This is a genomic window from Variovorax sp. Soil_C_39, assembly GCF_057656815.1.
In genome coordinates, this window is the sequence record NZ_JBDGJQ010000006.1 from 70496 (window position 1) to 95838 (window position 25343).

Below are 25343 nucleotides of genomic sequence, written 5' to 3' on the forward strand. Positions count from 1 at the left end.
TTGTTCCTAGTCGTTGTTGAGCGGCTGCAGCGACAGCCGCAGTGAAAGCGTCGCCGAGAGCGGCAGTTCGATGGCCGAGGCGGACGGGCCGCTGTCTGCCGCCAACGCGAGCGCCTCGAACAGGCCGAGCGCATGCGCCATCGGATTGATCTGCGCGAGCGTTTTTGCGGCCTCGGAGCGCGGCGCGGGAAAGTGCCCGTCGCTGCTTTCGATCGACCAGTCGAACGACGCCACGCTGCGCGCTGTGCGCTCGGGCGCGATCACCAAGGCCACGGCCAGCAGGCCGCGGCTGTCGGTCACCGAGGTCAGCGGGCCGACGGTGGGCGTGTCGTAACCCACCAGCAGCACTGGCGACTGGTCGGCCGCGCACTGCACGGCCGCCTCGAGCAGGCCCGCGGGAAAGCTGTGGTCGTACGCCGAGAGCGAGTTGCTCGCGGCCATGCAGCCGGTGCCGATGGTCCAGTAGCCCACGGCCGCGTTGTGCACCGAGTTGTGAAAACGCGTGGGCGACAGCACCGTGGGATCGCTCGCGAGCGTGCTGCACATGTAGTCGTTGATCGAGAGGTCGCCATGGGCCGACACGAAGACGCAGGGCACGTCGGCCGCGTTGCGGCCCGCGCCCGCCATGGCGGCGGCGGCCACTTCGAGCGCCAGGGCGACGGTGTCGGGCGCGCGCCGGCGCTCGGCCGGTGCGAGCACCTGCGGCGACGGCCGCTTGGCCGGCGGATCGGCGAGCGCGCCTTCGCCGCGGAAGGCCGCGCGTGCCGCGTCCCAGCCGGGCAGCGTGGGCGTCCAGAAGGCCGGGCCTTCGATGTAGAGCGTGGGTGGCGTGATCGTCGTCATTGGCCAGCCTTGCCGAAGACGAGCGAACAGTTGTTGCCGCCGAAGCCAAAGGAGTTGGTGAGCGCATGCCGCACGTCGCCGCGCACGGGCGCGAGTTGGATCTGCGGCCCGAAGCTCTCGTCTAGCTCGGTGGTGTTCACCGTGCCGGGCATCAGGCCGCGCTCGATCGCGAGCAGGCTGATGACCGATTCGACGATGCCGGCCGCGCCCAGCGTGTGGCCCATGAAGCCCTTGGTCGAGCTCGCGTGGGTGCGGGCCGGAAAGCGGCGAGCGACCAGCGCGCCCTCGACCTCGTCGTTCTTCTGGCTCGCCGTGCCGTGCATGTTGATGTAGTCGATGGCTTCGGGCGCCAGACCCGCGCGCGCGAGCGCGTCGTCGAGCGCGCGTTCCGCGCCCAGGCCTTCGGGATGCGGCGTCGACATGTGGTGCGCGTCGCTGGCTTCGCCGTAGCCCAGAAGCCGCAGCGGCAAGGCCGGGTCGTCCTGCACCCGCTCCAGCAGCGCGAAGCCGGCCGCCTCGCCGAGGCTGATGCCCTTGCGGTGCGCGTCGAACGGGCGGCAGGGTTCGCTCGACACCAGTTCGAGCGAGTTGAACCCGAACAGCACGCTGCCGCACAGCGTGTCGGCCCCGCCCACAACGGCCGCATCGGCCAACCCGAGGCGGATCAGCCGCTCGGCCGAGGCGAACACTTTGGCGCTCGACGAGCAGGCGGTGGAGATCGTCTCGCTCGGGCCGGTGAGCCCGAGCGCCTGCTGCACGAACATCGCGAGCGAATGCGGCGAATGCACGGCGGGGCGGCGTTGGTCCATGGGAAAGAGCCCATCGGCATCGAGTTGGGTGTAGGCCAGTTCGGTTTCGCCGATGCTCGAGGTCGAGGTGCCAAGCACCAGCGCAATGCGCGACGCGCCGTATTTGGCCCGCGCAGCCGCCACCGCTTCGAGAAAGCCGTCGGCTTGGAGGCCGAGCCAGCCGAGCCGGTTGTTGCGGCAGTCCCATTGGGCGAGCGCCTCGGGCAGGCGGACGTCTTCGAGCCCGTCGACCCGGCCGATCCAGGTCGGCAGCGGCGCGGGGCCGAAATCGTTGGCACGCAGGCCGCTGCGCGATTCGGCGAGTGCCTCCGCGAGCGGCTCCTTGCCGACGCCGACGGCCGACGTGGCCGTGAAGGCGCTGATCTGAAGGGGGGGAATGCGGGACGGCACGGTGCTTGAGGGTTTCGGCGAAGGTGTAGGAACGCTTGGAAGCGAAGCGGCGGAAGCGGCGGTGGCCGGAAAACGACAGCCTACCAGTTGCGCGGCCGCTGCGGCGTCATCTGTTTGCCCGAGCGGCGCGGGCGGCCAGCGCCACCAGCAGCAGCACCGGCACACCCAGCAGCGCGGTGCAGGTGAAGAACCGGGCGTAGCCCCAGACGTCGACAAGCAGGCCCGAATAGCCGGCGATGAACTTCGGCAGCAGCAGCATCAGCGAGCTGAACAGCGCGTACTGCGTGGCCGAATAGCTGATGTTCGTCAGGCTCGACAGGTAGGCGATGAAGGCCGCCGAGGCGATGCCGCCGGCCAGGTTGTCGGCCGAGACCACCGCGATCAGCGCCGTCAGGTCGTGCCCGCGCGTGGCCAGCCAGGCGAAGAGCAGGTTGCTGGCGGCGCTGAGCACGGCGCCGAGCATCAGCACCCGCATCACGCCGAGGCGCATCGAGAGCACCCCACCCACGAAGGCGCCCACCAACGTCATGACCACGCCGTAGATCTTGCTGACCGTGGCCACCTCGTCCTTGGTGAAACCCATGTCGACATAGAACGGATTGGCCATGATGCCCATCACCACGTCGCTGATGCGGTAGGTCGCGATCAGCGCGAGGATCAGCGCGGCCTGCCACTTGTAGCGGCGGATGAAGTCGGCGAAGGGTTCGATCAACACGCTGCGCAGCCACTCGGCCGCATTGCGCGCCTTGGGCAGCGCACGGCGCACCGGCTCGGGCGACAGCAGCACGGTGAGCACGCCCACGGCCATCGAAACCGCCATCACCAGGTAGGCCGTCTTCCAGGCCGCGTTCTGGTAGGCTGCGGCGCCCGTGGCCGCGGTCGCCGGCACCACTTCGGCCCAGGCGGCCACCCACAGCACGCCGGCGCCGGCCCAGATCATCGCGAGCCGGTAGCCGGTCTGGTAGGCCGCCGCGAGCGCGGCCTGCTTGCGCGTCTCGGCCGATTCGATGCGGAAGGCATCGAGCGCGATGTCCTGCGTGGCCGAGCCGAAGGCCACCAGCAACGCACACCAGACCAGCGGTCCGAGCCCCTGGCGCGGATCGTTGAACGCCATGCCGACCAGCCCTGCAATGACCAGGCCCTGCGCCAGCAGCAGCCAGCCGCGCCGGCGCCCGAGCAGCGTGGTCAGGGGCGGCAGCGGCAGCCGGTCGACCAGCGGCGCCCACACCCACTTGAAGCCGTAGGCCAGGCCGACCCAGCTGAGGTAGCCGATGGTGGTGCGGTCGATGCCCGCCTCGCGCAGGCGGAAGCTCAGCGTGCCCAGCACCAGCAGCAGCGGGAGCCCGGCCGAAAAGCCGAGCGCCAGCATGCGCAGCGTGGCGGGCTCGAGATAGACCTTCAGTGTGTCGCGCCAGGGCACGGAGGGCGAGGAAGGGGGCGTTTCGGCGGGCTGGGCAGACATGAACCCCGGATTGTCCACGAGGGCAGGCGATTGTTCCTATCATTCGCGCATGTGCAACCGATGCGACGCCCCCTTCGTTCTCCACGACGCGCCCGCCGACGCGGCCTCGCCGGCCTCGGCCTGGCAGCCGCGGCGCGCCTTCCTGCTCGCGGCGGCCGGCGCCGCGCTCACGGGCCCGGCCCTCGCGCAGGTCAACGTGGGCAACGCCTCGGTGGCGCGCAATCTCGTGCCTGCCGACCGCATCGAGGCCGCGGGCGTGCAGCAGTACGGCCAGCTGCTCGACCAGGCGCGCGCCAAGGGCGCCCTTGCGGGCAACGGCAATGCCCAGCTGCAGCGGCTGCGCACCATCGCCAAGCGGTTGATCCCGTTCGCCACGCCCTGGAACTCGCGGGCGCGTGAATGGAAGTGGGAGGTCAACCTCATCGGCAGCAAGCAGGTCAACGCCTTCTGCATGCCCGGCGGCAAGATCGCCTTCTTCACCGGGATCCTCGAGCAGCTCAAGCTCGGCGACGACGAGGTCGCGATGGTGATGGGCCACGAAATGGCGCATGCGCTGCGCGAGCATGCGCGCGCGCGGCTCGCCAAGAGCGCCGGCACCGGCGCCGCGCTCTCGATCGGCGCGCAACTGCTCGGGCTCGGCCAGATGGGCGATTTGGCCGCGCGCGCAGGCACCCAGCTGCTCACGCTCAAGTTCAGCCGCGGCGACGAGACCGAGGCCGATCTCGTCGGCCTCGAACTGGCGGCGCGCGCCGGCTACGACCCCAAGGCCTCGGTGTCGCTCTGGAAGAAGATGGCCGCCGCCTCGAAGACCCAGGGCGGGCTGAGCTTCCTGTCCACCCATCCGAGCGGGCCGGACCGGATCCAGAAGCTCGAGGCCAACCTGCCGAAGGTCGAGGGGCTCTACAAGGAAGCCCGGCGCAGCTGAGCGGCCCGCGGCCGCACCGCATCGGCGAAGATCGCCGCATGAAACCGACCGACATCAACCTGCCCGACGTGCTCGCCGAAGTGACGGCCGCCTTCGCGCGCTACGAGGACGCCCTGGTGAACAACAAGGTCGAGGTGCTCGACGAACTGTTCTGGAACAGCCCCACGACGATGCGCTACGGCGCCACCGAGAACCTCTACGGCTACGAGGAGATCCAGGCTTTCCGTGCGGCGCGCCCGTCGCAGGGCCTGGCCCGCGAACTGACCCGCACCGCCATCACCACCTACGGGCGCGACTTCGCCACGGCCCACTGCGAATTCCGGCGCGACGGCAGCACCCGCACCGGCCGGCAGAGCCAGACCTGGATGCGCACGCCCGCGGGCTGGCGCGTGGTGGCGGCCCATGTGAGTTTGCTGGGCTGAATCACGCCCCGATAAAATTCACATCCCCGCCCTCGTGAAACACAGCATGCCAAAAATCGCAGAGCCCCAACGCAAGACGCCCAGCCGCAAAGCCGTGCGGCGGTCGGTGGCCAGTTCCACGGCGGTGGAAACAGGCCAAAACGTCGCGCAGCTCGAACGTCGACTGCAGCAACCCGCTGCGCGCTTTCCCAACATCAAGCTGGCCCGCTGAGGCCGGTATCGCCGGCAGCCATGGCCTGACCCACAAGCTGCTCCATCGGGCCATAGTCGCCCGAGAAGCCGGCGTGAACCGCACCAATATAGGTTGGTTTGTTTTGCTCCCAACTGCTGTAGTCCAGCGGCTCATGGCCGGCCTGTACGGCCATCACATCGGCCAGCAGGCGCGACAAGCGGCCATTGCCCTCGCGAAAAGGGTGGATCACGATCAACTCCACGTGTGTCACGGCAATGGCATTCACCAGTTCGCCGGGAGCCAGGTTGCCGCAGGGAGTCCATCTCGTCAGGAACTCCCTTTCAAAATTGTTCAGCAAGCCCGGCAGCAGCCCGGCGGTAGCGAATTGGAAGCCGCCCTTGCCCAAGTTGACCGAGCGTTCCTGCCCCGCCCATGCGTACACGTTGCCGAGCCACAAGCGGTGCCAGTGTTTGAGGTCAGCCACCGTCAGGGTGCGGTCCGGCAGATCCTGCAGGAGCACCTCGTCGTAGAGGTCGTTCAATAGCTGCAATTCAAGCGCGTCCATGTCGTCGGCGGACGTGATGCCAACGAGATTGCGCAGCACCTGTTCGTTCGACCCTGGTTCGAATTCGCCTTCAGCTCCAGCAGTTTGATAGCGGTTGATCATCGCGCGTTGGGTTCGGCAACCTTATCGAATACTCAGATCGTGGCGCTCAGAGTCCGAAGTCGTATTCGACCGTGATCGGCGCGTGGTCGCTGAACTTGACGGTCTTGTAGATCTGCTCGGTGCGCGCCAGCGCGGCGGTCTGCGGCGTGGCGAGGTGGTAGTCGAGCCGCCATCCCACGTTGTTCGCATAGGCCTGGCCGCGGTTGCTCCACCAGGTGTAGGCCTCGGCCGTGGTCTCGGGCTTGAGCATGCGGTAGACGTCCACGATGCCCGCGCCGTCGGTGCCGGCGTCGAGCAGCCGCGTCATCCAGGCGCGCTCCTCGGGCAGGAAGCCGCTGTTCTTCTGGTTGCCGCGCCAGTTCTTGAGGTCGATCTCCTTGTGCGCGATGTTGATGTCGCCGCAGAGGATGAATTCGCGCGACTGCTTGAGTGCCACCAGGTGCGGGAAGAAGCCCTTGAGGAAGCGGAACTTGGCCAGTTGGCGCTCCTCGCCCGAGCTGCCGCTGGGAAAGTAGCAGCTGATGATCGAGAGCTTGCGCGCCGGGGTGTCGAAGCGCAGCTCGAGGTAGCGGCCCTCGGCGTCGAACTCGCGGTCGCCCCAGCCCACGACCACGTCGCTCGGCGCGTGCCGGGTGTAGATGGCAGTGCCGGCATAGCCCTTCTTCTCGGCGAAGTGGAAATGGCCCTTGAGGCCCGCCATCTCCTCGAAGCGGCCCTCGATGTCGCTCGCCTGGACCCGGATTTCCTGCATGCAAATACAATCCGGCGCAAGTTCGGCCACCCAGTCCGCCACCCCTTTCGTGGCGGCCGAACGCAGGCCATTGAGATTGAGGCTGGTCAGTTTGAACACAAGGAAATTCCGATGGCTGTAGATGGTGAGGAACAAGGCAGCGCGGTGGCGCAGGACTTCGTCCAGTTCGCGCTCGACGCGGGCGTCCTGCGCTTCGGCGAGTTCAAGACCAAGGCCGGCCGCATGAGCCCCTACTTCTTCAATTCGGGGCTGTTCGACGACGGCGCCAAGATCGCGCGGCTCGCCGGATTCTATGCAGACCGGCTGATCGAGAGCGGCGTTGAGTTCGACATGATCTTCGGCCCGGCCTACAAGGGCATTCCGCTCGGTGCGACGGTCGCGGCCGAACTGGCCCGGCGCGGCCGCAACCATCCCTTTGCCTACAACCGCAAGGAAGCCAAAGCCCACGGCGAAGGCGGTGCACTGGTCGGTGCGCCGCTCCAGGGGCGCGTGCTGATCGTCGACGACGTGATGTCGGCCGGCACCGCGGTGCGCGAATCCATTGCCGCCATCGAGGCCGCCGGCGCCACGCCGCACGCGGTGGCGATCGCGCTCGACCGGCAGGAGAAAGCCACCGAGAACGGCGTCGACGTCGACCACAGTGCGGTGCAGTACGTTCGCAACCAGCTTGGCCTGAAGGTTGTCGCCATCGCCACGCTCGACGACCTGCTGAGCTATCTCTCGGGCCATGCCGCCACCGACCTGGGCGCGCACCGCGACCGGGTGCTGGCCTACCGCGCGCGCTACGGCGCCCACTGAGGCCCGCGCCATGCGTGACGTTCGCCATCACCTGTTCGATCCGGCGATCGCCGCGGCGCTGCTCGCGCTGGCGCCCGCGGCCGCGCTGGCACAGGTGCCGTCGGCGCCTGCGCCAGGCGGCATCTATTCATGCACCGATGCACGCGGCCGCACGCACACGGCCGACCGGCCGATCGCCGCCTGCATCGACCGCGAGCAGCGCGAACTGAACCCGAGCGGCACCACGCGCCGCGTCATCGAGCCGACCTACACCGCGCGCGAAATCGCCGAGCGCGAAGACCGTGCGCGCGAGGCCGCGTTGCAGGCCGCGCGGATCGTCGACGAGCGCCGCCGCGAGCGTGCGCTGCTGGTGCGCTACCCCAATGCGACCGTACACGACCGCGAGCGCGCCGAGGCGCTGGTGCAGATCGATGCCGTGATCCAGGCCGCGAAGAAGCGCCTGGTCGAGCTGGCCGAAGACCGCCGGAAGATCGACGAGGAGCTCGAGTTCTACAAGGCCGACGTGAGCAAGGCGCCGGGCGCGGTGCGCCGCAAGCTCGAGGACAACCTGCGCAGCGTGGCGGTGCAAGACCGCTTCGTCGGCGAACAGGAAGACGAGAAGAAGCGCGTGAACGCGCGCTTCGACGAAGAGCGCACGCGCCTCAAGCAGCTCTGGTCACCGCAGAACGGCGGCACCAACCGCTGAGCGCGACGGGCCTCAGCCCAGCTTGGCTTTCAGCAGCTCGGTGACCTGCGCCGGATTGGCCTTGCCGCCGCTGGCCTTCATGACCTGACCGACGAGGCCGTTGAGCGCCTTTTCCTTGCCGCCGCGGTATTCCTCGACGTTCTTCGCATTCTTCGCAATCACCTCGTCGAGGATCCTGTCGAGCGCGCCGGCGTCGTTCATCGGCTTCAGGTCCTTGGCCTCGATGATCGCGTCCACGTCGCTGCCTTCGCCGGTCCAGAGTGCCTCGAACACCTGGCGCGCCGCATTGTTGGGCAGCGTGCCGTCGGCGATGCGCTGCACCAGCGCGGCGAGCTGCTGTGCAGTGACCGGCGCGGCCTCGATGCCGATCTCGGCCGCGTTGAGCCGCCGCGCCATCTCGCCCGTGATCCAGTTGCTCGCGAGCTTCGGCGTGGCGCCCGCGGCCACGGCTTCGTCGAAGTAGCCGGCGAGTGCCGCGCTCTGCGTGAGCTGCGCCGCGTCGTAGGCCGACAGGCCGTGCTCGCGCACGTAGCGATCGGCCATCGCGCGCGGCAGCTCGGGCATCGTGGCCTTCACGCGCTCGATCCAGTCGGCGGCGATGACCAGCGGCGGCAGGTCGGGATCGGGGAAGTAGCGGTAGTCGGCCGAATCTTCCTTGGCGCGCATGGCACGCGTCTCGCCCGTGTCGGGGTCGAACAGCACGGTGGCCTGCTCGATCCTGCGGCCGTCCTCGATCTCGTCGATCTGCCAGCGGATCTCGTAGTCGATCGCCTGCTGCATGAACTTGAAGCTGTTGAGGTTCTTGATCTCGCGCCGCGTGCCGAGCTTGTCGCCGGGCTTGCGCACCGACACGTTGGCGTCGCAGCGGAAACTGCCTTCCTGCATGTTGCCGTCGCAGATGCCGATCCAGGTGACGATCTTGTGCAGCTCGCGCGCATAGGCCACGGCCTCGGCGGTAGAGCGCATGTCGGGCTCGGTCACGATCTCCAGAAGCGGCGTACCCGCGCGGTTCAGGTCGATGCCGCTCTGACCGACGAAGTCCTCGTGCAGCGACTTGCCCGCGTCTTCCTCGAGGTGGGCGCGCACCAGGCGCACCGTCTTCATCTCTTCGCCGAGAAAGAACGACACCGTGCCGCCCTGCACCACCGGGATCTCGAACTGGCTGATCTGGTAGCCCTTGGGCAGGTCGGGGTAGAAGTAGTTCTTGCGTGCGAACACGCTGCGCGGCGCGATGTGCGAGCCGAGCGCGAGACCGAGCTGGATGGCGCGCTCGACGGCGCCCTTGTTCATTACCGGCAGCGTGCCGGGCAGCGCCAGGTCGACCGCGCAGGCTTGCGTGTTGGGCTCGGCGCCGAAAGCCGTGGACGCACGGCTGAAGATCTTGCTCGCGGTCGAGAGCTGGGCATGGGTCTCGAAGCCGATGATGACTTCATAGCCGCGCACCAGCGGGCCGGTCGGGCGGCCCTGTTGCTGTGCTTCGAAGGTGTTCACTGCTGTCTCGCTCATGGTCAGAAGCCCTCCGGCGTGCGAAGGTGCCAGTCGGTGGCCTGCTGGAAGCGATGGCCGGCGTTGAGCAGCTTCGCTTCGCCGAAGTAGTTGCCGATCAGCTGCAGGCCCACGGGCATGCCCGCGTCGAAGCCCGCGGGCACGCTCATGCCGGGCAGGCCGGCGAGAGAGGCCGGCAGCGTGAAGATGTCGGCGAGGTAGTCGGCCACGGGGTCGTCGCCGTGTTCGCCGATCTTCCAGGCCGTCGTCGGCGCCGCGGGGCCCGCGATCACGTCGCACTGCCTGAAGGCCTGCTGGAAGTCGTCGGCGATCATGCGGCGCACCTTCTGCGCCTGCAGGTAGTAGGCGTCGTAGTAGCCGTGCGAGAGCACGTAGGTGCCGATCATGATGCGGCGCTTCACCTCGTCGCCGAAGCCTTCGGCGCGCGTGCGGCCGTACATGTCGGACAGGTCCTTGTACTGCGCCGCGCGGTGGCCGAACTTCACGCCGTCGAAGCGGCTCAGGTTGCTCGAGGCCTCGGCCGCGGCCAGGATGTAGTAGACGGGAATCGACAGTTCGGTGCGCGGCAGCGAGACTTCGACACGCTTGGCGCCGAGCTTCTCGTACTGCGACAGCGCGGCATCGATGGCCGCGCGCACGCCGGGCGCCACGCCGTCGCCGAAGAACTCCTTCGGCACGCCGATGCGCAGGCCCTCGAGCGAGTCGTTCAGCGCGCGGCCGAAGTCCTCGGCCGGGCGGTCGAGCGAGGTGGAATCGCGGTCGGGGTCGGGGCCGCAGAAGGCCGACAGCAGCAGCGCGCAGTCTTCGGCTGAGTGCGCCATGGGCCCGGCCTGGTCGAGGCTCGACGCGAAGGCCACCATGCCGTAGCGCGAGGCGCGGCCGTAGGTCGGCTTGATGCCGGTGATGCCGCAGAACGAGGCCGGCTGGCGGATCGAGCCGCCGGTGTCGGTGCCGGTGGCTGCCGGCGTGAGCCGCGCCGCCACGGCCGCCGCGCTGGCACCCGACGAACCGCCGGGGATGCGCTCGAGGTTCCAGGGGTTGCGCACCGGCACGGCCTTGTCGTGGCCGACGGCCGGCACGGCGACGTTCTCGTTGGCCGAGCCCATCGCGAACTCGTCGCAGCTGAGCTTGCCCAGCGTCACGGCGCCGGCCTCGGCCAGGCGGCGCACCACGGTGGCGTCGAAGGGCGAGCGGTAGCCCGCGAGCATTTTCGAGCCCGCGGTGGTGGCGAAGTCGGTGGTGGCGAAGATGTCCTTGTGCGCGATCGGCACGCCGGCGAGCGCAGGCGCGCCGCCCGCGGCGATCCGCTCGTCGGCCGCGCGGGCCTGGGCCAGCGTGGCGTCCTCGTTCAGGTCGAGGAAGGTGCCGAGCGCCTCGTTGGCCTTGATGCGGCCGAGAAAGTGCTGCGCCGCCTCGACGGCCGACACCTCGCGCCGGGACAGCGCCGCCGCCAGTTCCGCCACGCCCCGTTGATGCAGGTCCTTGCCGGCGCTCATTCGATCACCTTCGGCACCAGGAACAGACCCGCTTCGACCGCGGGCGCGCTCTTCTGGTTGGCTTCGCGGTTGTCCGGCTCGCTCACGACGTCGTCACGCAGGCGCAGCGTGACATCTTCGAGGGCGGCTACGGGATGGGCCAGCGGCTCGACGCCGGTGGTGTCGACGGCGCGCATGCGCTCGACCAGGTCGAAGAAGCCATTGATCTGACTAAGCATGCGCTCGCTTTCGTCTGGCGCAAGCTGCAGCCTTGCGAGCGAGGCAATGCGTGCAATATCTGAACTGGAAAGGGACATGGGTCGGACCGGTCGCGGAACCGGCAGTAATTCGCACGCCCAGAGGGGTGCAGACACGGGATTCAGAGGGGATTCGGGTATTATCCCGCCTTTGCCGCAACCCCCGCGAACGCGCCGGCTTTTGCGCCAAAAACGATCAATTCACCCCGTCAAACGACCCAAAAAAAGAGCGACGACCTGCCGACGCGCAGGCGTGCTCCAAAGGATTCCGCACATGTTTGGAGCTTTCCGTCGGTACTTTTCCACCGACCTGGCCATCGACCTCGGCACCGCCAACACCCTGATCTTCGCCCGCAACAAGGGCATCGTGCTGGACGAGCCCTCGGTCGTCGCGATCCGCCATGAAGGCGGCCCCCACGGCAAGAAGGTGATCCAGGCCGTGGGCCGCGAGGCCAAGGCCATGCTCGGCAAGGTGCCCGGCAACATCGAAGCCATCCGCCCGATGAAGGACGGCGTGATCGCCGACTTCGTGATCACCGAGCAGATGATCAAGCAGTTCATCAAGATGGTGCACCCGCGCACGCTGCTCACGCCGAGCCCGCGCATCATCATCTGCGTGCCCTGCGGCTCGACCCAGGTCGAGCGCCGCGCCATCAAGGACGCTGCCGAAGCAGCTGGCGCCACCTCCGTCTACCTGATCGAGGAACCGATGGCCGCGGCCATCGGCGCCGGCCTGCCGGTCAGCGAGGCCTCGGGCTCGATGGTGGTCGACATCGGCGGCGGCACCACCGAGGTGGGCGTCATCAGCCTCGGCGGCATGGTCTACAAGGGCTCTGTGCGCGTCGGCGGCGACCGCTTCGACGAAGCCATCATCAACTACATCCGCCGCAACTACGGCATGCTGATCGGCGAGCCGACGGCCGAAGTCATCAAGAAGAACATCGGCTCGGCCTTCCCCGGCTCCGAAGTCAAGGAAATGGAAGTCAAGGGCCGCAACCTGTCCGAAGGCGTGCCGCGCAGCTTCACCATCAGCAGCAACGAAGTGCTGGAAGCCCTGACCGATCCGCTCAACAACATCGTCTCGGCCGTGAAGAACGCGCTCGAGCAGACCCCGCCCGAGCTCGGTGCCGACATCGCCGAACGCGGCATGATGCTGACCGGCGGCGGCGCGCTGCTGCGAGACCTCGACCGCCTGCTGGCCGAAGAAACCGGCCTGCCGGTGCTGGTGGCGGAAGACCCGCTGACCTGCGTGGTGCGCGGATGCGGCATTGCCCTCGAGCGCATGGACCGCCTGGGCAGCATCTTTACCAGCGAGTGAATGCGCCACTGCCACCGTCGGCCGGCTCTGCTTGCGCAGGCCGGCCTTTTTGCCATCTGACGTTGCACGCCAGCCGGATCTGAACCATGCCCCTGGGCACGCTCGATCGCTCCGCCCCGCCCCTGTTCAACCAGGGGCAGTCGGCGCTGAGCAAGCTGATCTTCTTCGGGACGCTCGCGCTGTTCCTGATGGTGGCCGACGCGCGGCTGCACCTGGTGCAGCCGATCCGCGCGGCGGTCGGCGCGGTGCTCTACCCGGTGCAATGGCTGGCGCTCAAGCCGGTGCAGTTCGTGACGGGCGCGGGCCGCTACTTCGAGGACCTGCAGACCGCGCAGCACAACGAGGACGCGGCGCGCCGCGCGCTCATGCTGCAGGCCGAGCGCGCGAGCCAGGCCGACACGCTCGCGCAGGAGAACGCGCGGCTGCGCGCGCTGCTCGAACTGCGAGAGACCACCCAGACGCCGGGCCGTGCGGCCGAGGTGCTCTACGACGCGGCCGACCCCTACACGCGCAAGATCGTCATCGACCAGGGGCTCACGCAAGGCGTTGTCCCGGGCTCGCCGGTGATCGACGCGAACGGCGTGCTGGGCCAGGTCACGCAGGTGCTGCCCTTCACGAGCGAGGTCACGCTGGTGATCGACCGCGATCTTTCCATTCCGGTGCAGAACACCCGCACCGGCGTGCGCAGCGTGGCCTTCGGCGATGCCTCGGCGCACGGCAGCGGCCTCGAACTGCGCTTCATGGCCGCCAATGCCGACCTGCAGGAGGGCGACCTGCTGTCCACGAGCGGCGTCGATGGCGTCTATCCGCCCGGCTTGCCGGTCGCGAAGATCGAACGCATCGAGCGCCGCGCCGATTCGGCCTTTGCGCGCATCTACTGCGTGCCGCTCGCGCATGTGACGGCCGTGCGCTACGTGCTGGTGCTGGCGCCCACGGGTGGCCCGACGGCACCGCCGCCTGCGCCGGCTGCCGTGGCGCCCACGAAGAAGCCCGAAGCCAAGGCGGCATCGAAACCCGCCAAGACCGACAAGGCCGACAAGAAGACCGCGGAGCGTGCCCGATGATCAAACGTCCCGGACAACAGCAGCTCCTGCTGCCCGTCAGCCCGCTGTTCATGTGGTCGAGCCTCGTGGTCGCCTTGCTCATCAACATGATCCCGGTCGGCCGCGCCGCCTGGATGCCCGACCTGCTCGCGCTCGCGATCGTTTTCTGGGGCGTGCACCAGCCGATGCGCGTGGGCATCGGCGCGGCTTTTGCGTTCGGTCTGTGCATGGATGTGCACGAGGCCGCGATGCTGGGCCAGCACGCGCTGTCCTACACCCTGCTCGGCTTCTTCGCCGCCACCGTCCACCGGCGCCTGCTGTGGTACCCGGTGGCATCGCAGGCGCTGCAGGTGCTGCCGCTGTTCGCGGTGTCGCAGTTCATCGAGATCGTCGCGCGCCTGATCGGTGGCGGCGTGTTCCCGGGCTGGTGGGTGCTGGCCTCGCCGGCGATCGAAGCCGCGCTGTGGCCGCTGGCGACCGCGCTCTTGCTCGCGCCGCAATTGCGCACGCCCGATCCTGACGAGAACCGCCCGCTTTGAGCCTGCTGTTCCCGGGTCTTGCATTGCCAACGCAGCCGCGCGCACCTAAGCTCACTTCGCCATGACCGAAATCCGCAATGTCGCCGCCGACCTCGCGCGCTTCAAGCGCCGGGTGGTCGTGATCGGCCTCGTGGTGCTCTTCGCCTTCGGCCTGATCGGCGCGCGCCTGTTCTACCTGCAGGTCGTGCGGCACGCCGATCTCGCGGAGCGGGCCGAGAGCAATCGCACGGCCATCGTGCCGGTGGTGCCCAACCGCGGCTTGATCCTCGACCGCAACGGCATCGTGCTGGCCTCGAACTATTCGGCCTACACGCTCGAGATCACGCCCTCGAAGGTGGACGACGTCGAGGAGACCATCGACAGCCTTACGCAGGTGCTCGAGGTCTCGCCGCGCGACCGCCGCCGCTTCAAGCGCCTGCGCGAGGACTCGCGCAGCTTCGACTCCATCCCGATCCGCACGCGCCTGAGCGACGAGGAAGTGGCGCGCTTCGCGGCGCAGCGCTACCGCTTTCCGGGCGTGGAGATCAAGGCGCGGCTGTTCCGCAACTACCCGCATGGCGAGACCGCTGCGCACGTGCTCGGCTACATCGGGCGCATCAACCAGCGCGAGAAGACCGCGATGGAGGAATGGCCCGAGGAAGACCAGGCCAACTACAAGGGCACCGACTACATCGGCAAGCTCGGCATCGAGCAGAGCTACGAGAAGACGCTGCACGGCCAGACCGGCGTCGAGCAGATGGAGACCTCGGCCGGCGGCCGTGCGGTGCGCCGCCTCGCGAGCCACCCGGCCACGCCGGGCAACACCGTGATGCTGTCGCTCGACATCAAGCTGCAGAAGCTCGTCGAGGACATGTACGGCGACCGCCGCGGTGCGCTCGTGGCGATCGATCCCAAGACCGGTGAAGTGCTGGCCTTCGTGAGCAAGCCCACCTTCGACCCGAACCTGTTCGTCGAAGGCATCGACACCGAGAGCTGGAAGGAACTCAGCGAATCGATCGAAAAGCCGCTGCTCAACCGCGCGCTGCGCGGTACCTACCCGCCCGGATCGACCTACAAGCCCTTCATGGCGCTCGCTGCGCTCGAAACCGGCAAGCGCGGCGCCAACGTGGTGGTCAACGACCCGGGCTATTTCAATTTTGGCGGCCACCGCTTCGGCAGTCCCGAAGGCAACCTCGGCGGCGTCGACATGCGCCGCTCGATCCAGGTGTCGAGCAACATCTACTACTACTCGCTCGCCAACGAGATGGGCGTGGACCTGATCCACGACTTCATGAAGCCGCTCGGCTTCGGCCAGATCACCGGCATCGACATGGGCGGCGAGGTGCGCGGCGTGCTGCCGAGCACCGAATGGAAGCGCAATGCCTACCGGCGGCCCGAGCAGAAGAAGTGGTACGCGGGCGAGACCATCTCATTGGGCATCGGCCAGGGCTACAACACCTTCACGATGCTGCAGCTCGCGCAGGCGACGGCCATCGTGGCCGACGGCGGCATGAAGCGCAAGCCGCACCTGGTGCTGGCCACACGCGACACCGTGAGCGGCCAGGTCGTGCCGCTGCCGCAGCCGCCGCCCGAGAACCTCGGCTACAAGCCGGCCCACGTCGCGGTGATCCGCGAAGGCCTTGCCAGCGTGGTCTCGAACGGCACGGCGCGCGGCGTGTTCGCGGGTGCGGGCTACCAGGCGGCCGGAAAGACCGGCACGGCGCAGGCCATGACGCAGGCGCGGAACACCCGCTACAACGCCAAGGCGCTCGAAGAGCACCAGCGCGACCATGCGCTGTTCATGGCCTACGCACCGGCCACCGACCCCAAAATCGCGCTCGCGGTCATCGTCGAGAACGCGGGCTGGGGCGCCGGCGCCGCGGCGCCCATTGCGCGGCGCGTGTTCGACTACTGGCTCATGGACCAGTATCCGAGCGAAGCCGACATCGCCGCGGTGCGCATCGGCAAGGCCGGCGCACCGATCGGCAAGCCGCGCATCGCGAGCGAGATGGCATGGCCGATGGTCAGCACGATCGCGCCCGCGCCCTGACTACGCGACGACCGTCCCGCTGACTTCGCCCAGCCCGATGCGCACCGCGCCATCGCGCTCGCAATAGCCGCGGATCACGAGCGTGTCGCCGTCCTCGAGGAAGGTGCGCTGCTCGCCGTTCGGCAGCGTGATCGGCTGCTTGCCGCCTTGCGTGAGCTCGATCAGCGAGCCGGCCTGGTCGGGCTGCGGGCCCGAGAGCGTGCCCGAGCCCAGCAGGTCGCCGGGCTGCAGGTTGCAGCCGTTCACCGTGTGGTGCGCGATGAGTTGTGCGGCGGTCCAGTAGGCGGCCTCGGTGGTGTTGCCGCGCGTGAGGCGCACGGGCGCTGCGCCTTCGGCGCGCATCTTCGCGGTCTGCAGCAGCACTTCGAGCGTGATGTCGAGTGCGCCGCGCTCGCGGTTCGAAGGTGCGTCGAGGTACGGCAGCGGCTGCGGATCGCCGGCCGGGCGCTCGAACCGCGCGCGGAAGGGCGCGAGCGCTTCCATCGTCACGATCCACGGCGACAGCGTGCTCGCGAAGTTCTTCGCGAGGAACGGGCCGAGCGGCTGGTATTCCCACGCCTGCAGGTCGCGCGCCGACCAGTCGTTGAGCAGCGTCACGCCGAACAGGTGGTCCTCGGCCTCGCCGATCGCGACGGGTTCGCCGAGCGCATTGCCGCGACCGACGAGAAAGCCGAGTTCGAGTTCGTAGTCGAGCCGCTTCGACGGGCCGAAGCTCGGCGCCGCTGCATCGGGTGCCTTGGTCTGGCCATGCGGGCGCTTGAACACCTGGCCACTCACGCCGATCGACGAGGCTCGGCCGTGGTACCCGATCGGCACCCACTTGTAGTTGGGCATCAGCGGCTGGTCGGGGCGGAACAGCTTGCCGATGGTGGTCGCGTGATGAATGCCGGTGTAGAAGTCGGTGTAGTCGCCGATGCGGCAAGGCACGGCCATCTCGGCGCCGGCCTGCGCGGTCAATGCCTTCGACCATGCGGCCTGCTTGCCGCTGCCTTCGGCCAGCCCGGCGGAGATCGCCGCGCGCAGGGCCTGCCGCTCCGGCACGCTCGCGGCCATCAGCAGGTTCATGTCGTCGGTCTCGACCAGGCCCGCCGCGCGCAGGTCGAGCACCTGGTCGCCGATGGCCACGCCGATGCGGAAGGCCTCGCTGCTGCCCGCGGCGCGGAAGCGCCCGAACGGCAGGTTCTGGATCGGGAAGTCGCTGCCGGCTGCGTTGGCGCCGGCAACCCAGCTGCGCAGCTTCGGGTCGTGGGTGGTGTTCAGTGTGGCGGTGGTCATGGAATGTCTTTCTCCGTTCGAAATCGGCGGGTCAGGGCTTGAAGTGATTTTTGAGGCCGGCCCAGCAGTCGGCATAGTCGGTGTCCAGCGCGGGGCTGTTCAGTGCGAAGTTCGTCGGGATGAAGCGGTAGCGGCTCTCGAACATGAAGGCCAGCGTGTTGTCGAGCTTCTGCGGCTGGAGGTTGGCGTTCGTGGCCTTGTCGAAGGCCTCCTCGTCGGGGCCGTGCGGCACCATGCAGTTGTGCAGGCTTGCGCCGCCGGGCTTGAAGCCGCCCGGCTTGGCGTCGTACTCGCCGAGCACCAGGCCCATGAACTCGCTCATCAGGTTGCGGTGGAACCAGGGCGGACGGAAGGTGTTTTCCATCACCATCCAGCGCGGCGGGAAGATCACGAAGTCGCAGTTCGCGGTGCCGGGCGTGTCGCTCGGCGAGGTCAGCACGGTGAAGATCGAGGGATCGGGATGGTCGAAGCTGATCGAGCCGATCGCCATGAAGTTGGCCGTGTCGTACTTCACCGGCGCGAGGTTGCCGTGCCAGGCGACCACGTTGAACGGCGACTGCTTCGTCGGTGCGGCCCAGAAGCGGCCGCCGAACTTTTTCACGAGTTCGCAGGCGCCGCCGTCTTCCTCGAAGGCCGCCACGGGCGCCTGGAAGTCGCGCGCGTTGGCGAGGCCGTTGGAGCCGATCGGACCGAGCTCGGGCAGGCGGAAGTGCGCACCGTAGTTCTCGCAGACGTAGCCACGCGAGGGACCCGCGCCGGCATCCGAATCCGGCAGCGCCACCTTGAACGCCATGCCGCGCGGCAGCACCGCGATCTCGCCGGGCTTGACCTCTAGCACGCCGAGTTCGGTCGTGATCACGAGGCGGCCCTGCTGCGGCACCACGAGCATCTCGCCGTCGGCATTGACGAAGGCGCGCTTGTCCATCGAACGGCCCGCGAGGTACATCAGCGCGCCGATGCCGACCTGCGACTCGGCGTCGCCGTTGGCCGCGACGGTGTGCATGCCGTCGATGAAGTCGGCGCCTGCCGCGCCGTCGAGCGGCATCGGGTGCCAGCGCAGCGGCTCGGGCGCGAGCGCGATGCCGCGGTCGGCGCCGGTGGTCCAGTGGGGCTGCGCGTAGGGCTGGTAGCGGCCCGACACCACCGAAGGCTGGCGCCGGTAGAGCCAGGTGCGGCGGTTCTCGTGGCGCGGCGCGGTGAAGGCCGTGCCCGAGAGCAGTTCGGTGTAGAGGTCGAAGGGCGCGCGCTGCGGATTGTTGCGGCCCTGGGGCAGGGCGCCGGCGACGGCTTCGCTGGCGTATTCGTTGCCGAAGCCGCTTTGGTAGGTGGCGGTCATGGTGTGGTCTTGGGGTTCAAGGAAAAAAGAAAATCGGCTGCCCGCAGGGCATTCACTTCGCCGCCGCGAGCGCCTCGCGCAGCACGGTTAGCGAGCCGATGTGGTTGGCGAGCACCAGCACGAGGCGCGCGTTGTAGGCGTGGCTCTCTTCGGCGCCGAGGCCTTGGTGGGCTTCGATCAGTGCTTCGTAGAAGTCATCGGGCGCTTCGAGGTGCGGCTCGGTGATCAGGGTCGGTGGTGGCAGGGTGGTCATGGCGTGGTGTCCGTTCAATGCCTGGCCAGCGCGCGGTCGAAGGCAGCGCGCAGCTGCGCAGCCGAGGGCGCGCGCCAGCGGGCGCACACATGCTGGTCGGGGCGCAGCAGGTAGACGGTGCCGGGCCGCGCATCGTAGCGCTGGGCCGCCAGTTCGCATGCGGCGGCCGGCACGCGCACGGTGGCGACCGGCAGGCCCGCTTCGTCGATGGCGCCGAGGCTCTGCGCCACGGCCGGGTCGCGGGCATCGCCGAACACCATCGCGGTGAAGCCGTGCGTGCGGCAGACCTCGCGCAGCAGCCAGCCCGTGCTGCCGTCGGCACGCACGATCGGCGCATCGGCCGCCGCGGCGCCAGGCACCATCGGCCCCGCGAAAGGCTCGGCATCGGGCGTGTGGAGCGGCGAGCCGTGCAGCACCGCCGGCACCGAGAGCCGGCCGCTGTTGACCAGCGTGCGCGCGAAGGCGTGCCGCTTCGTCAGCTCGAGCACCGCATCGCGGAACAGGCGGCTGACCTCGCTCTTGGGCGTGATGAAGTCGGTGGCGCGCGTGGAATGGCGGATGTTCTCGTCGGCCGCGTACTCGCGCTCGCGCGCATAGGTGTCGAGCAGCGCGTCGGGCGCCTCGCCCTTGAGCACCGCCGCGAGCTTCCATGCGAGGTTGTCGGCATCCTGCACGCCCGAGTTCGCGCCGCGTGCGCCGAACGGCGACACGCCGTGCGCCGAATCGCCCGCGAACAGCACGCGGCCCTGGCGGAAGCTCTCCATGCGCTGGCAGGCGAAGGTGTAGACGCTGGCCCAGCCGATCTCGAACTGCACCCCCGCATGGCCGATGCTGTCGAGCAGCGCGCGCACGCGCGGCACGATGCGCTCGGTCTTGCGTTCTTCCACCGGGTCGGCTTCCCAGCCGAGCTGGAAGTCCACGCGCCACATGCCGTCGGCCTGCTTGTGCAGCAGCACGCTCTGGCCCGGATGGAAGGGCGGGTCGAACCAGAAGCGGCGCTCGGTCGGCAGCTGTGCGTCCATCACCACGTCGGCGATCAGGAAGCGGTCGCGGAAGGTGCGGCCCTTGGGTTCCTGCCCGAGGAGCTGGCGCAGGTTCGAGCGCGAGCCGTCGCAGGCCGCCACGTAGCCGGCTGCCAAGCGGTAGTCGCCCTCGGGCGTTTCCACGGTGAGCAGCGCGCCATCGTCCTGCCGCGCGATGCCCGTGACCTTGTTGTTCCAGCGGATGTCGATCAGCGGCAGCGCCGCCGCGCGTTCGGCCAGGTAGCCCTCGACGTAGTACTGCTGCAGGTTGATGAAGGCCGGGCGCTCATGGCCGGGCTCGGGCAGCAGGTCGAAGCGGTAGACCTGCTGGTCGCGGAAATAGACCTTGCCGATGTTCCACGACACGCCCTTGTCCACCATGCGGTCGCCGCAGCCCAGGCGATCGAACACCTCGAGCGTTCGCTTGGCGAAGCAGATCGCGCGCGAGCCGGTCGAGAGCGTGTTGTCGTTGTCGAGCAGCACCACCGGCACCTCGCGCAAGGCCAGGTCGATGGCGAGCGTGAGGCCGACCGGCCCGGCGCCGACGATCACCACGGGGTGACGGGCGGGCGCGGCAGTGTCCTGATCGGCGTGGCGCCGGTAGTCGAAGCGCAGGCTCTGGTAGTCGATCACGATTCTTGTCTCCGTTTTCTTCTCCTTCCCCTCCGGGGAGGGGCAAGCTCAGCCCTCGAGCGTCTTCCACATCTCGATGTCGCGCTCGGCCGTCCACACGCGCGGGTCGGCGTGGCCCGAGGCCTCGTCGTAGGCGCGGCTCACGTCGAAGGGCATGCAGTGGTCGAAGATCACCCACTGGCTGTACTTGGGCTGGAGCTTCGCGTAGGTCTCCTTGTAGACCGCGTTCAGGTCGCGTCCGGCCTTTACGCCTTCCTGCACGCTCGCGTACACGTCGGAGATGAAATTGCGCGTGCCCTGCAGGCCCTCGGCCACCTGCTCGGGCGTGGTGAGCGCCGCGCCGCGGCCCGGCACCAGCGCCGCGGGCTTCAGCGCGGCGAGGTTGTCGAGCGTCTGCGGCCAGTCCTTGAAGTACGCGTCGCCCGCATAGGGCGTGGCGCCGAACTCCACCAGGTCGCCCGACAGCAGCGCGCGCTCCTGGGGCAGCCAGACGACCGTGTCGCCCTTGGTGTGGCCGCGGCCCAACTGCAGCAGCTGCACTTCGAGCTTGCCGAGCCACAGCGTCATCTTGCCGGTGAAGGTCATGGTGGGCCAGGTCAGCCCCGGCGGCACGGTCTCGACGTTCTGGAACAGGCGCGGGAAGCGGCCGATCTCGCTGGCCTTGTCGGCCTCGCCGCGCTCGACGATCAGGTCGCGCGTGTCCTGGCTCGCGAGGATGTGCTCGGCGCCGTAGCCGGCGGCGCCCAGCACGCGCACCGCGTGGTAGTGCGTGAGCACCACGTACTTGATCGGCTTGTCGGTCACTTCGCGGATGCGCCGCACCACGTCGGCGGCCATCGCGGGCGTGGCCTGGGTGTCGGCCACCAGCACGCAGTCGTCGCCGATCACGATGCCGGTGTTGGGGTCGCCTTCGGCGGTGTAGGCCCAGGCGTGCTCGGAGATCTGGCTGAAGGTGACCTTCTTCTCCTCCATGTCGGCCTGGCTGGCGAACTTCTTGGCTTGGCTCATCGTGGTCTCCATCGAATGTGAATGTTGAATTCGTCTAAAGCAAATGAATTTGCGGATAACGAATTTGCGAAGTGTAGGCGCTGAACCGGTTCATGTCTAATCCCTTCTTCATGAACGAACATCCGACGCCCAGCGCCACGGCGGCCAACGACACCGACCGCGCGGCGCAGCGCGGCATCCAGAGCATCGAAGTGGGCGGCCAGCTGCTGCGCGCACTGGTGCACCACGGCCGGCCGATGGCCCTGAAGGACCTGGCCCGCGAAGCCGACATGACGCCCGCCAAGGCGCACCCGTACATGGTGAGCTTCGGGCGTTTGGGGCTGATCGAGCAGGACCGCGCCAGCGGCCACTATCTGCTCGGTCCGCTGGCCTTGCAACTGGGGCTCATCAGTCTGCAGCAGGCCGACCCGGTGCACATCGCCACGTCGCTGATCGCCGAAGTGGCGCGGCGCATCGGCCACACGGTGGCGCTCGCGGTCTGGGGCGCGCGTGGCGCGACCATCGTGCGCACGGCCGAGTCGCCGTCGCCGGTGCATGTGAACATGCGGCACGGCACCGTGTTCTCGCTCACCAACACGGCCTCGGGCCGCATCTTTGCCGCCTACCTCGAGGCCGCCACCGTGCGGCAGCTGCTCGACGCCGAGCGCGGGCGCCAGAAGCAGCGCACGCCCGGCATGCCGCCCGAGCGCCCGCTGCCCTCATGGGGCGAATTCGAGCGGCAGCTCGAGGAAGTGCGCGCTTTCGGCATCAGCCGCTCGGAGGGCGAGGTGATCGAGGGCGTCAGCGCCATGGCCGCGCCAGTGTTCGACCACACGGGCGCGATCGTGCTGTCGGTCACGGCCATCGGCCCCGCCGCCATCTTCGACACCGCCTGGGACGGAGAAATCGCACGCGCGCTCAAGGCCTGCGCGGGCACGGTGTCCGAGCGGCTCGGCGCAAGCTCGGTCGCAAAGGGCACCGACTGAGACTGATTCCGCGAGCGCCATGAGTCTGGGCAACGATTCTTCTTTTTCTTCTCCCGCTTCGCCATCTGCCGCGGCCGTCGAATCCGCCATCGCGCTGCTGGGCGCCGCACGCCGCATCGTGGTGTTTTCGGGCGCGGGCCTGTCGCGCGCATCGGGCATTCCGACCTACCGCGACGCCGACGGGCTCTGGATGAACCGCAACGCGCTGCAGTTCTCGCATGCCGAGGACCTGCAGCGCGACCCCAAGGGCTTCAGCCGGTTCTGGGCCCAGCGGCTCGCGGCCGTCGAGGCCGCCGAGCCGAACGCCGGCCACCAGGCGCTCGCGCAGCTGCAGCGGCTGCGCCCGGCCACGCGCCTCATCACGCAGAACGTCGACGGCCTGCTGTCGATCGCAGGCGGACTGGAGGTGCTCGAACTGCACGGCTCATTGCGCCGCTGGCGCTGCGACCATTGCGGCAACCGCCAGGGGCCGTGGCCGTTCCAGCGCTGCCTGCGCTGCGCCTCGCGCGCGCGGCCCGATGTGGTGATGTTCGGCGAGGCGCTCAACCCCGGCGTGCTGCTCGACGCCCAGGCCGCGGCGCAGGAGTCGGACGCGTTCATGGTGGTCGGCAGCACGGCGGTCGTCTACCCGGCCGCGGAACTGCCGGAGATGGCGCTGGCCCACGGCGCCCGGCTGATCACGCTCAACATGGAGCCGCTGCCGCAGCTCGATGCGGCCGCAGCGGTGGTGCTGCGCGGCGCGTCCGAAGACCTGTTGCCGCGGCTGCTGGCGGGGCTCGGCGGACCGGGAAGCCTGGCCTGAGCCGAGCCTGAGGGCGCTCAGCCCTTCTTGCCGCCCAGCAGCACCAGGGCCCCGCCCACCACGATCGCCGCCACGCTGGCCCAGGCCGGAAAGTTGACCTGCTGTTGCTCCTTCACCGACAGCTCCAGCGGGCCGAGCTTGGCCTGGTGCGTTTCCTTGGTGAAGCTGAAGCCGCCGAGCGCGAGGCCTGCGAAGCCCGCGACGATGAGCAGGATGCCGATGATGCGTGTGGGATTCATGCGGAGGTCTCCTCGTTGTGATGGTTGTGGTGGATGGTTCGAGCTTACTGCCGCGGGATCTGGTCGACCCATTGCACGATCTCGGCGACCGCCGCGTCGGTGGCGGCGGCCAGCGCCTTGACGCCGCCTGGCGCGTTGGCGCTCGGCGCTGGGCGGCGCACGGTGAAGCTGCGCTGGCCCAGCACCCGGTCGCCGCCCGCGGTGCCGCGGATCAGCGTGGCGCGCAGGCGCACCAGGCCGGCGCTGCTGCTGGCCGAATCGAAGTAGTGGCTGAATTCGTCGACCGACACGCGCAGGGTGTCGGGCACCCGGCCTTCGGTACGCGCGATGGTCGCGCTTTCCTCGGGGCCGAGCACGGTGCGCCGTTCGGCCAGCGCGTCGCGCAGCCGCTGGCGCAGCAACTGGGCCGGCGGCAGGCTCCAGCGCGACTGGCCGTAAGGGCGCAGCTCGTTGGCATCGGCATAGCCGAGCCGGTAGAGGATCTGCGTGCCGTCGAGGCGGCTGTTGCTCTCGATCTCGGCCAGTGCGAGCGTCGGCAGCGCCCCGGCCGGTGCCGCCGCAGCGGCCGCCGCGCCAGCGGGGCCGGGCCCGAAGTCGTAGAGCGTGGCGCGCGCGGGCTTGTCGGGCAGGGCCCCGCAGCCGGCGAGCAGCAGCGCTCCGAGCAAGAGCCCGAGCCCGGCGGCCGGGGCGAGGCGGAAGGGGCGGCGAATGGCGTGGTTCGTCAGGGTCATCTTCAATCCTCGGCCTCAGGGGCGGTCCGGCCATGCGGCGGGCGGTGCCGTGAAGCCCGGCTCGCCGGGCCCCGCGGCGGCGCCGCCATTGCCGAACAGCAGCGATTGCGGGTTGTCGTTGATGCCGTCGGCCGCGCGGCCGAGCCGGCGCACCGCACGCGAGGTGTCGTCGGCGACGCGGTTCACGCGCGGCAGCGTGGCGGAATTGAACGAGTCGACCGCCTGCGCGAGCGACTTGGTGCCGTCGCCCAGGCGATCGATGGGCCCGTCCGGTGCATTCAGCCGGTTGACGGTGGTGTTGAAGTTGTTGGCCACGCGCGAGACGTCGCCGGCCGCCTTCTTCACCGAACCCATGGTCTCGGGCAGCGCTGCGAGCGTGGGGTTCAGGCCGGTCTTCACCGTGTTGTCGAGCTGCTTGAGCAGCGTATTGGCGCTGGCCGAGGCGGCCGCGATGTTCTCGAGCGCTTCGGCCACGCGCTTCTGGTTGCCGTCGCCGAGCAGCGCGTTGGCGCGCTTCGTGGCCTCGTCGACCTGGTTGATGATGGCCTCGCCGCGGTCCTGCAGCTGCGCCAGCATCGAGGGCTTGAGCGGAATGCGCGGCGGGTCGTCGTTGTTCGGCGTCAGCACCACGTTCGATTCGCCCTTGTCGTCGAGTGCGATGAAGGCGAGGCCCGTCACGCCCTGGTAGCTCAGCGTCGCGAAGCTCGAGGTGGTGAGCGGCACGCGCTGGTCGACCGTGATGCGCACGCGCACGTTGCCGCGCATCTTGGGATCGAAGTCGATCGAGGTCACCTTGCCGACCGCGATGCCGCGGTAGCGCACCATGGCTTGCGGCTGCAGTCCGCTGACCGCGTCGCGCGTGGAGAGTTCGTAGATGTTGCGCACCGTGTTGTCGCGCGTGAACCAGACCACCAGCCCGATGAGCACGGCGATCAGGCCGAGCACGAAGGCGCCGGCGGCGAGGGCATGGGATTTGTTTTCCATGGTG

The 25343-nt window shown here is 68.9% G+C and carries 26 protein-coding genes; 10 read left to right on the forward strand and 16 right to left on the reverse strand.

Annotated features, from left to right (window positions below):
- Positions 1-6: 6 nt before the first annotated feature.
- The 3 genes from AC3A6J_RS17060 to AC3A6J_RS17070 all read right to left on the reverse strand — a co-directional run bounded on the left by AC3A6J_RS17060 (position 7) and on the right by AC3A6J_RS17070 (position 3504).
- Positions 7-843, reverse strand: a complete 837-nt coding sequence (locus AC3A6J_RS17060; protein ID WP_487861157.1) for a beta-ketoacyl synthase chain length factor — start codon at positions 841-843, stop codon at positions 7-9.
- On the reverse strand, positions 840-2042 hold the full coding sequence (locus tag AC3A6J_RS17065) for a beta-ketoacyl-[acyl-carrier-protein] synthase family protein (protein ID WP_487861158.1): 1203 nt from the start codon (positions 2040-2042) through the stop codon (positions 840-842). The genes AC3A6J_RS17060 and AC3A6J_RS17065 overlap by 4 nt, the downstream gene beginning before the upstream one ends.
- Positions 2043-2148: 106 nt before the next feature.
- On the reverse strand, positions 2149-3504 hold the full coding sequence (locus AC3A6J_RS17070) for an AmpG family muropeptide MFS transporter (RefSeq protein WP_487861159.1): 1356 nt from the start codon (positions 3502-3504) through the stop codon (positions 2149-2151).
- A gap of 49 nt (positions 3505-3553) precedes the next feature.
- Here AC3A6J_RS17070 and AC3A6J_RS17075 point away from each other — a divergent pair, with 49 nt between their 5' ends.
- Together AC3A6J_RS17075 and hpxZ are read left to right on the forward strand one after the other, a co-directional pair.
- Positions 3554-4429 (forward strand): M48 family metallopeptidase, encoded by an 876-nt coding sequence (locus AC3A6J_RS17075; protein ID WP_487861160.1) that lies wholly within the window; start codon positions 3554-3556, stop codon positions 4427-4429.
- Positions 4430-4467: 38 nt separating this feature from the next.
- On the forward strand, positions 4468-4851 hold the full coding sequence (gene hpxZ, locus AC3A6J_RS17080) for an oxalurate catabolism protein HpxZ (protein WP_487861161.1): 384 nt from the start codon (positions 4468-4470) through the stop codon (positions 4849-4851).
- A 194-nt stretch (positions 4852-5045) separates the two neighbouring features.
- Here hpxZ and AC3A6J_RS17085 read toward each other — a convergent pair whose 3' ends face one another.
- The gene (locus AC3A6J_RS17085) at positions 5046-5690 is read right to left on the reverse strand and encodes a Fic/DOC family protein (RefSeq protein WP_487861162.1); all 645 of its coding nucleotides are present in this window, start codon (positions 5688-5690) and stop codon (positions 5046-5048) included.
- 46 nt (positions 5691-5736) lie between these two features.
- Complete coding sequence (locus AC3A6J_RS17090; protein WP_487861163.1) at positions 5737-6540, reverse strand: exodeoxyribonuclease III; 804 nt, start codon at positions 6538-6540, stop codon at positions 5737-5739.
- 12 nt (positions 6541-6552) lie between these two features.
- Here AC3A6J_RS17090 and pyrE point away from each other — a divergent pair, with 12 nt between their 5' ends.
- Positions 6553-7239 (forward strand): orotate phosphoribosyltransferase, encoded by a 687-nt coding sequence (pyrE, locus tag AC3A6J_RS17095; protein ID WP_487861164.1) that lies wholly within the window; start codon positions 6553-6555, stop codon positions 7237-7239.
- A 10-nt stretch (positions 7240-7249) separates the two neighbouring features.
- Positions 7250-7924, forward strand: coding sequence for a DUF4124 domain-containing protein (locus AC3A6J_RS17100; protein WP_487861165.1), 675 nt, complete (start codon positions 7250-7252; stop codon positions 7922-7924).
- 12 nt (positions 7925-7936) lie between these two features.
- Here the strand turns inward: AC3A6J_RS17100 and gatB are convergent, their stop codons facing one another.
- Genes gatB through gatC form a run of 3 tightly spaced genes read right to left on the reverse strand, consistent with a single transcriptional unit; the run spans position 7937 to position 11222 of the window.
- Positions 7937-9430, reverse strand: a complete 1494-nt coding sequence (gene gatB / locus AC3A6J_RS17105; protein ID WP_487861166.1) for an Asp-tRNA(Asn)/Glu-tRNA(Gln) amidotransferase subunit GatB — start codon at positions 9428-9430, stop codon at positions 7937-7939.
- A gap of 2 nt (positions 9431-9432) precedes the next feature.
- The gene (gene gatA, locus AC3A6J_RS17110; RefSeq protein WP_487861167.1) at positions 9433-10926 is read right to left on the reverse strand and encodes an Asp-tRNA(Asn)/Glu-tRNA(Gln) amidotransferase subunit GatA; all 1494 of its coding nucleotides are present in this window, start codon (positions 10924-10926) and stop codon (positions 9433-9435) included.
- Complete coding sequence (gene gatC / locus AC3A6J_RS17115) at positions 10923-11222, reverse strand: Asp-tRNA(Asn)/Glu-tRNA(Gln) amidotransferase subunit GatC (protein WP_487861168.1); 300 nt, start codon at positions 11220-11222, stop codon at positions 10923-10925. The genes gatA and gatC overlap by 4 nt, the downstream gene beginning before the upstream one ends.
- 214 nt (positions 11223-11436) lie before the next feature.
- Between gatC and AC3A6J_RS17120 the strand changes: the two genes are divergently transcribed.
- The 4 genes from AC3A6J_RS17120 to mrdA all read left to right on the forward strand — a co-directional run bounded on the left by AC3A6J_RS17120 (position 11437) and on the right by mrdA (position 16091).
- Positions 11437-12480, forward strand: a complete 1044-nt coding sequence (locus AC3A6J_RS17120) for a rod shape-determining protein (RefSeq protein WP_007833435.1) — start codon at positions 11437-11439, stop codon at positions 12478-12480.
- An 86-nt stretch (positions 12481-12566) separates the two neighbouring features.
- Positions 12567-13544 (forward strand): rod shape-determining protein MreC, encoded by a 978-nt coding sequence (mreC, locus tag AC3A6J_RS17125; protein ID WP_487861169.1) that lies wholly within the window; start codon positions 12567-12569, stop codon positions 13542-13544.
- Positions 13541-14062: a rod shape-determining protein MreD gene (gene mreD, locus AC3A6J_RS17130; protein ID WP_487861170.1), complete on the forward strand. Its 522-nt coding sequence runs from the start codon at positions 13541-13543 to the stop codon at positions 14060-14062. The genes mreC and mreD overlap by 4 nt, the downstream gene beginning before the upstream one ends.
- A 61-nt stretch (positions 14063-14123) precedes the next feature.
- Positions 14124-16091: a penicillin-binding protein 2 gene (gene mrdA, locus AC3A6J_RS17135; protein WP_487861171.1), complete on the forward strand. Its 1968-nt coding sequence runs from the start codon at positions 14124-14126 to the stop codon at positions 16089-16091.
- Here the strand turns inward: mrdA and fahA are convergent, their stop codons facing one another.
- Genes fahA through AC3A6J_RS17160 form a run of 5 tightly spaced genes read right to left on the reverse strand, consistent with a single transcriptional unit; the run spans position 16092 to position 21618 of the window.
- Entirely contained in the window at positions 16092-17366 is a 1275-nt protein-coding gene (gene fahA / locus AC3A6J_RS17140) for a fumarylacetoacetase (protein WP_487861172.1), read from the reverse strand.
- 31 nt (positions 17367-17397) lie between these two features.
- Positions 17398-18702, reverse strand: a complete 1305-nt coding sequence (gene hmgA, locus AC3A6J_RS17145) for a homogentisate 1,2-dioxygenase (protein WP_487861173.1) — start codon at positions 18700-18702, stop codon at positions 17398-17400.
- Positions 18703-18754: 52 nt separating this feature from the next.
- On the reverse strand, positions 18755-18955 hold the full coding sequence (locus tag AC3A6J_RS17150; RefSeq protein WP_487861174.1) for a DUF2783 domain-containing protein: 201 nt from the start codon (positions 18953-18955) through the stop codon (positions 18755-18757).
- A 14-nt stretch (positions 18956-18969) separates the two neighbouring features.
- Entirely contained in the window at positions 18970-20610 is a 1641-nt protein-coding gene (locus tag AC3A6J_RS17155; RefSeq protein ID WP_487861175.1) for an FAD-dependent oxidoreductase, read from the reverse strand.
- Between the two features lie 48 nt (positions 20611-20658).
- Positions 20659-21618 carry an MBL fold metallo-hydrolase gene (locus tag AC3A6J_RS17160; RefSeq protein ID WP_487861176.1) on the reverse strand — a complete coding sequence of 320 codons (960 nt, stop codon included), beginning with the start codon at positions 21616-21618 and terminating at the stop codon, positions 20659-20661.
- Between the two features lie 92 nt (positions 21619-21710).
- Here AC3A6J_RS17160 and AC3A6J_RS17165 point away from each other — a divergent pair, with 92 nt between their 5' ends.
- Together AC3A6J_RS17165 and AC3A6J_RS17170 are read left to right on the forward strand one after the other, a co-directional pair.
- A complete protein-coding gene (locus tag AC3A6J_RS17165; protein WP_487861177.1) occupies positions 21711-22583 on the forward strand; it encodes an IclR family transcriptional regulator in 873 nt (290 codons plus the stop codon).
- A 19-nt stretch (positions 22584-22602) separates the two neighbouring features.
- A complete protein-coding gene (locus AC3A6J_RS17170) occupies positions 22603-23385 on the forward strand; it encodes an SIR2 family NAD-dependent protein deacylase (protein WP_487861178.1) in 783 nt (260 codons plus the stop codon).
- 17 nt (positions 23386-23402) lie between these two features.
- Here the strand turns inward: AC3A6J_RS17170 and AC3A6J_RS17175 are convergent, their stop codons facing one another.
- From AC3A6J_RS17175 to AC3A6J_RS17185, 3 genes are read right to left on the reverse strand one after another with little or no spacing between them, the layout of a single operon-like run.
- Complete coding sequence (locus AC3A6J_RS17175; RefSeq protein WP_487861179.1) at positions 23403-23624, reverse strand: hypothetical protein; 222 nt, start codon at positions 23622-23624, stop codon at positions 23403-23405.
- 44 nt (positions 23625-23668) lie between these two features.
- The gene (locus AC3A6J_RS17180; RefSeq protein WP_487861180.1) at positions 23669-24355 is read right to left on the reverse strand and encodes an ABC-type transport auxiliary lipoprotein family protein; all 687 of its coding nucleotides are present in this window, start codon (positions 24353-24355) and stop codon (positions 23669-23671) included.
- 15 nt (positions 24356-24370) lie between these two features.
- The gene (locus AC3A6J_RS17185; RefSeq protein ID WP_487861181.1) at positions 24371-25339 is read right to left on the reverse strand and encodes an MlaD family protein; all 969 of its coding nucleotides are present in this window, start codon (positions 25337-25339) and stop codon (positions 24371-24373) included.
- Between the last annotated feature and the right edge of the window lie 4 nt (positions 25340-25343).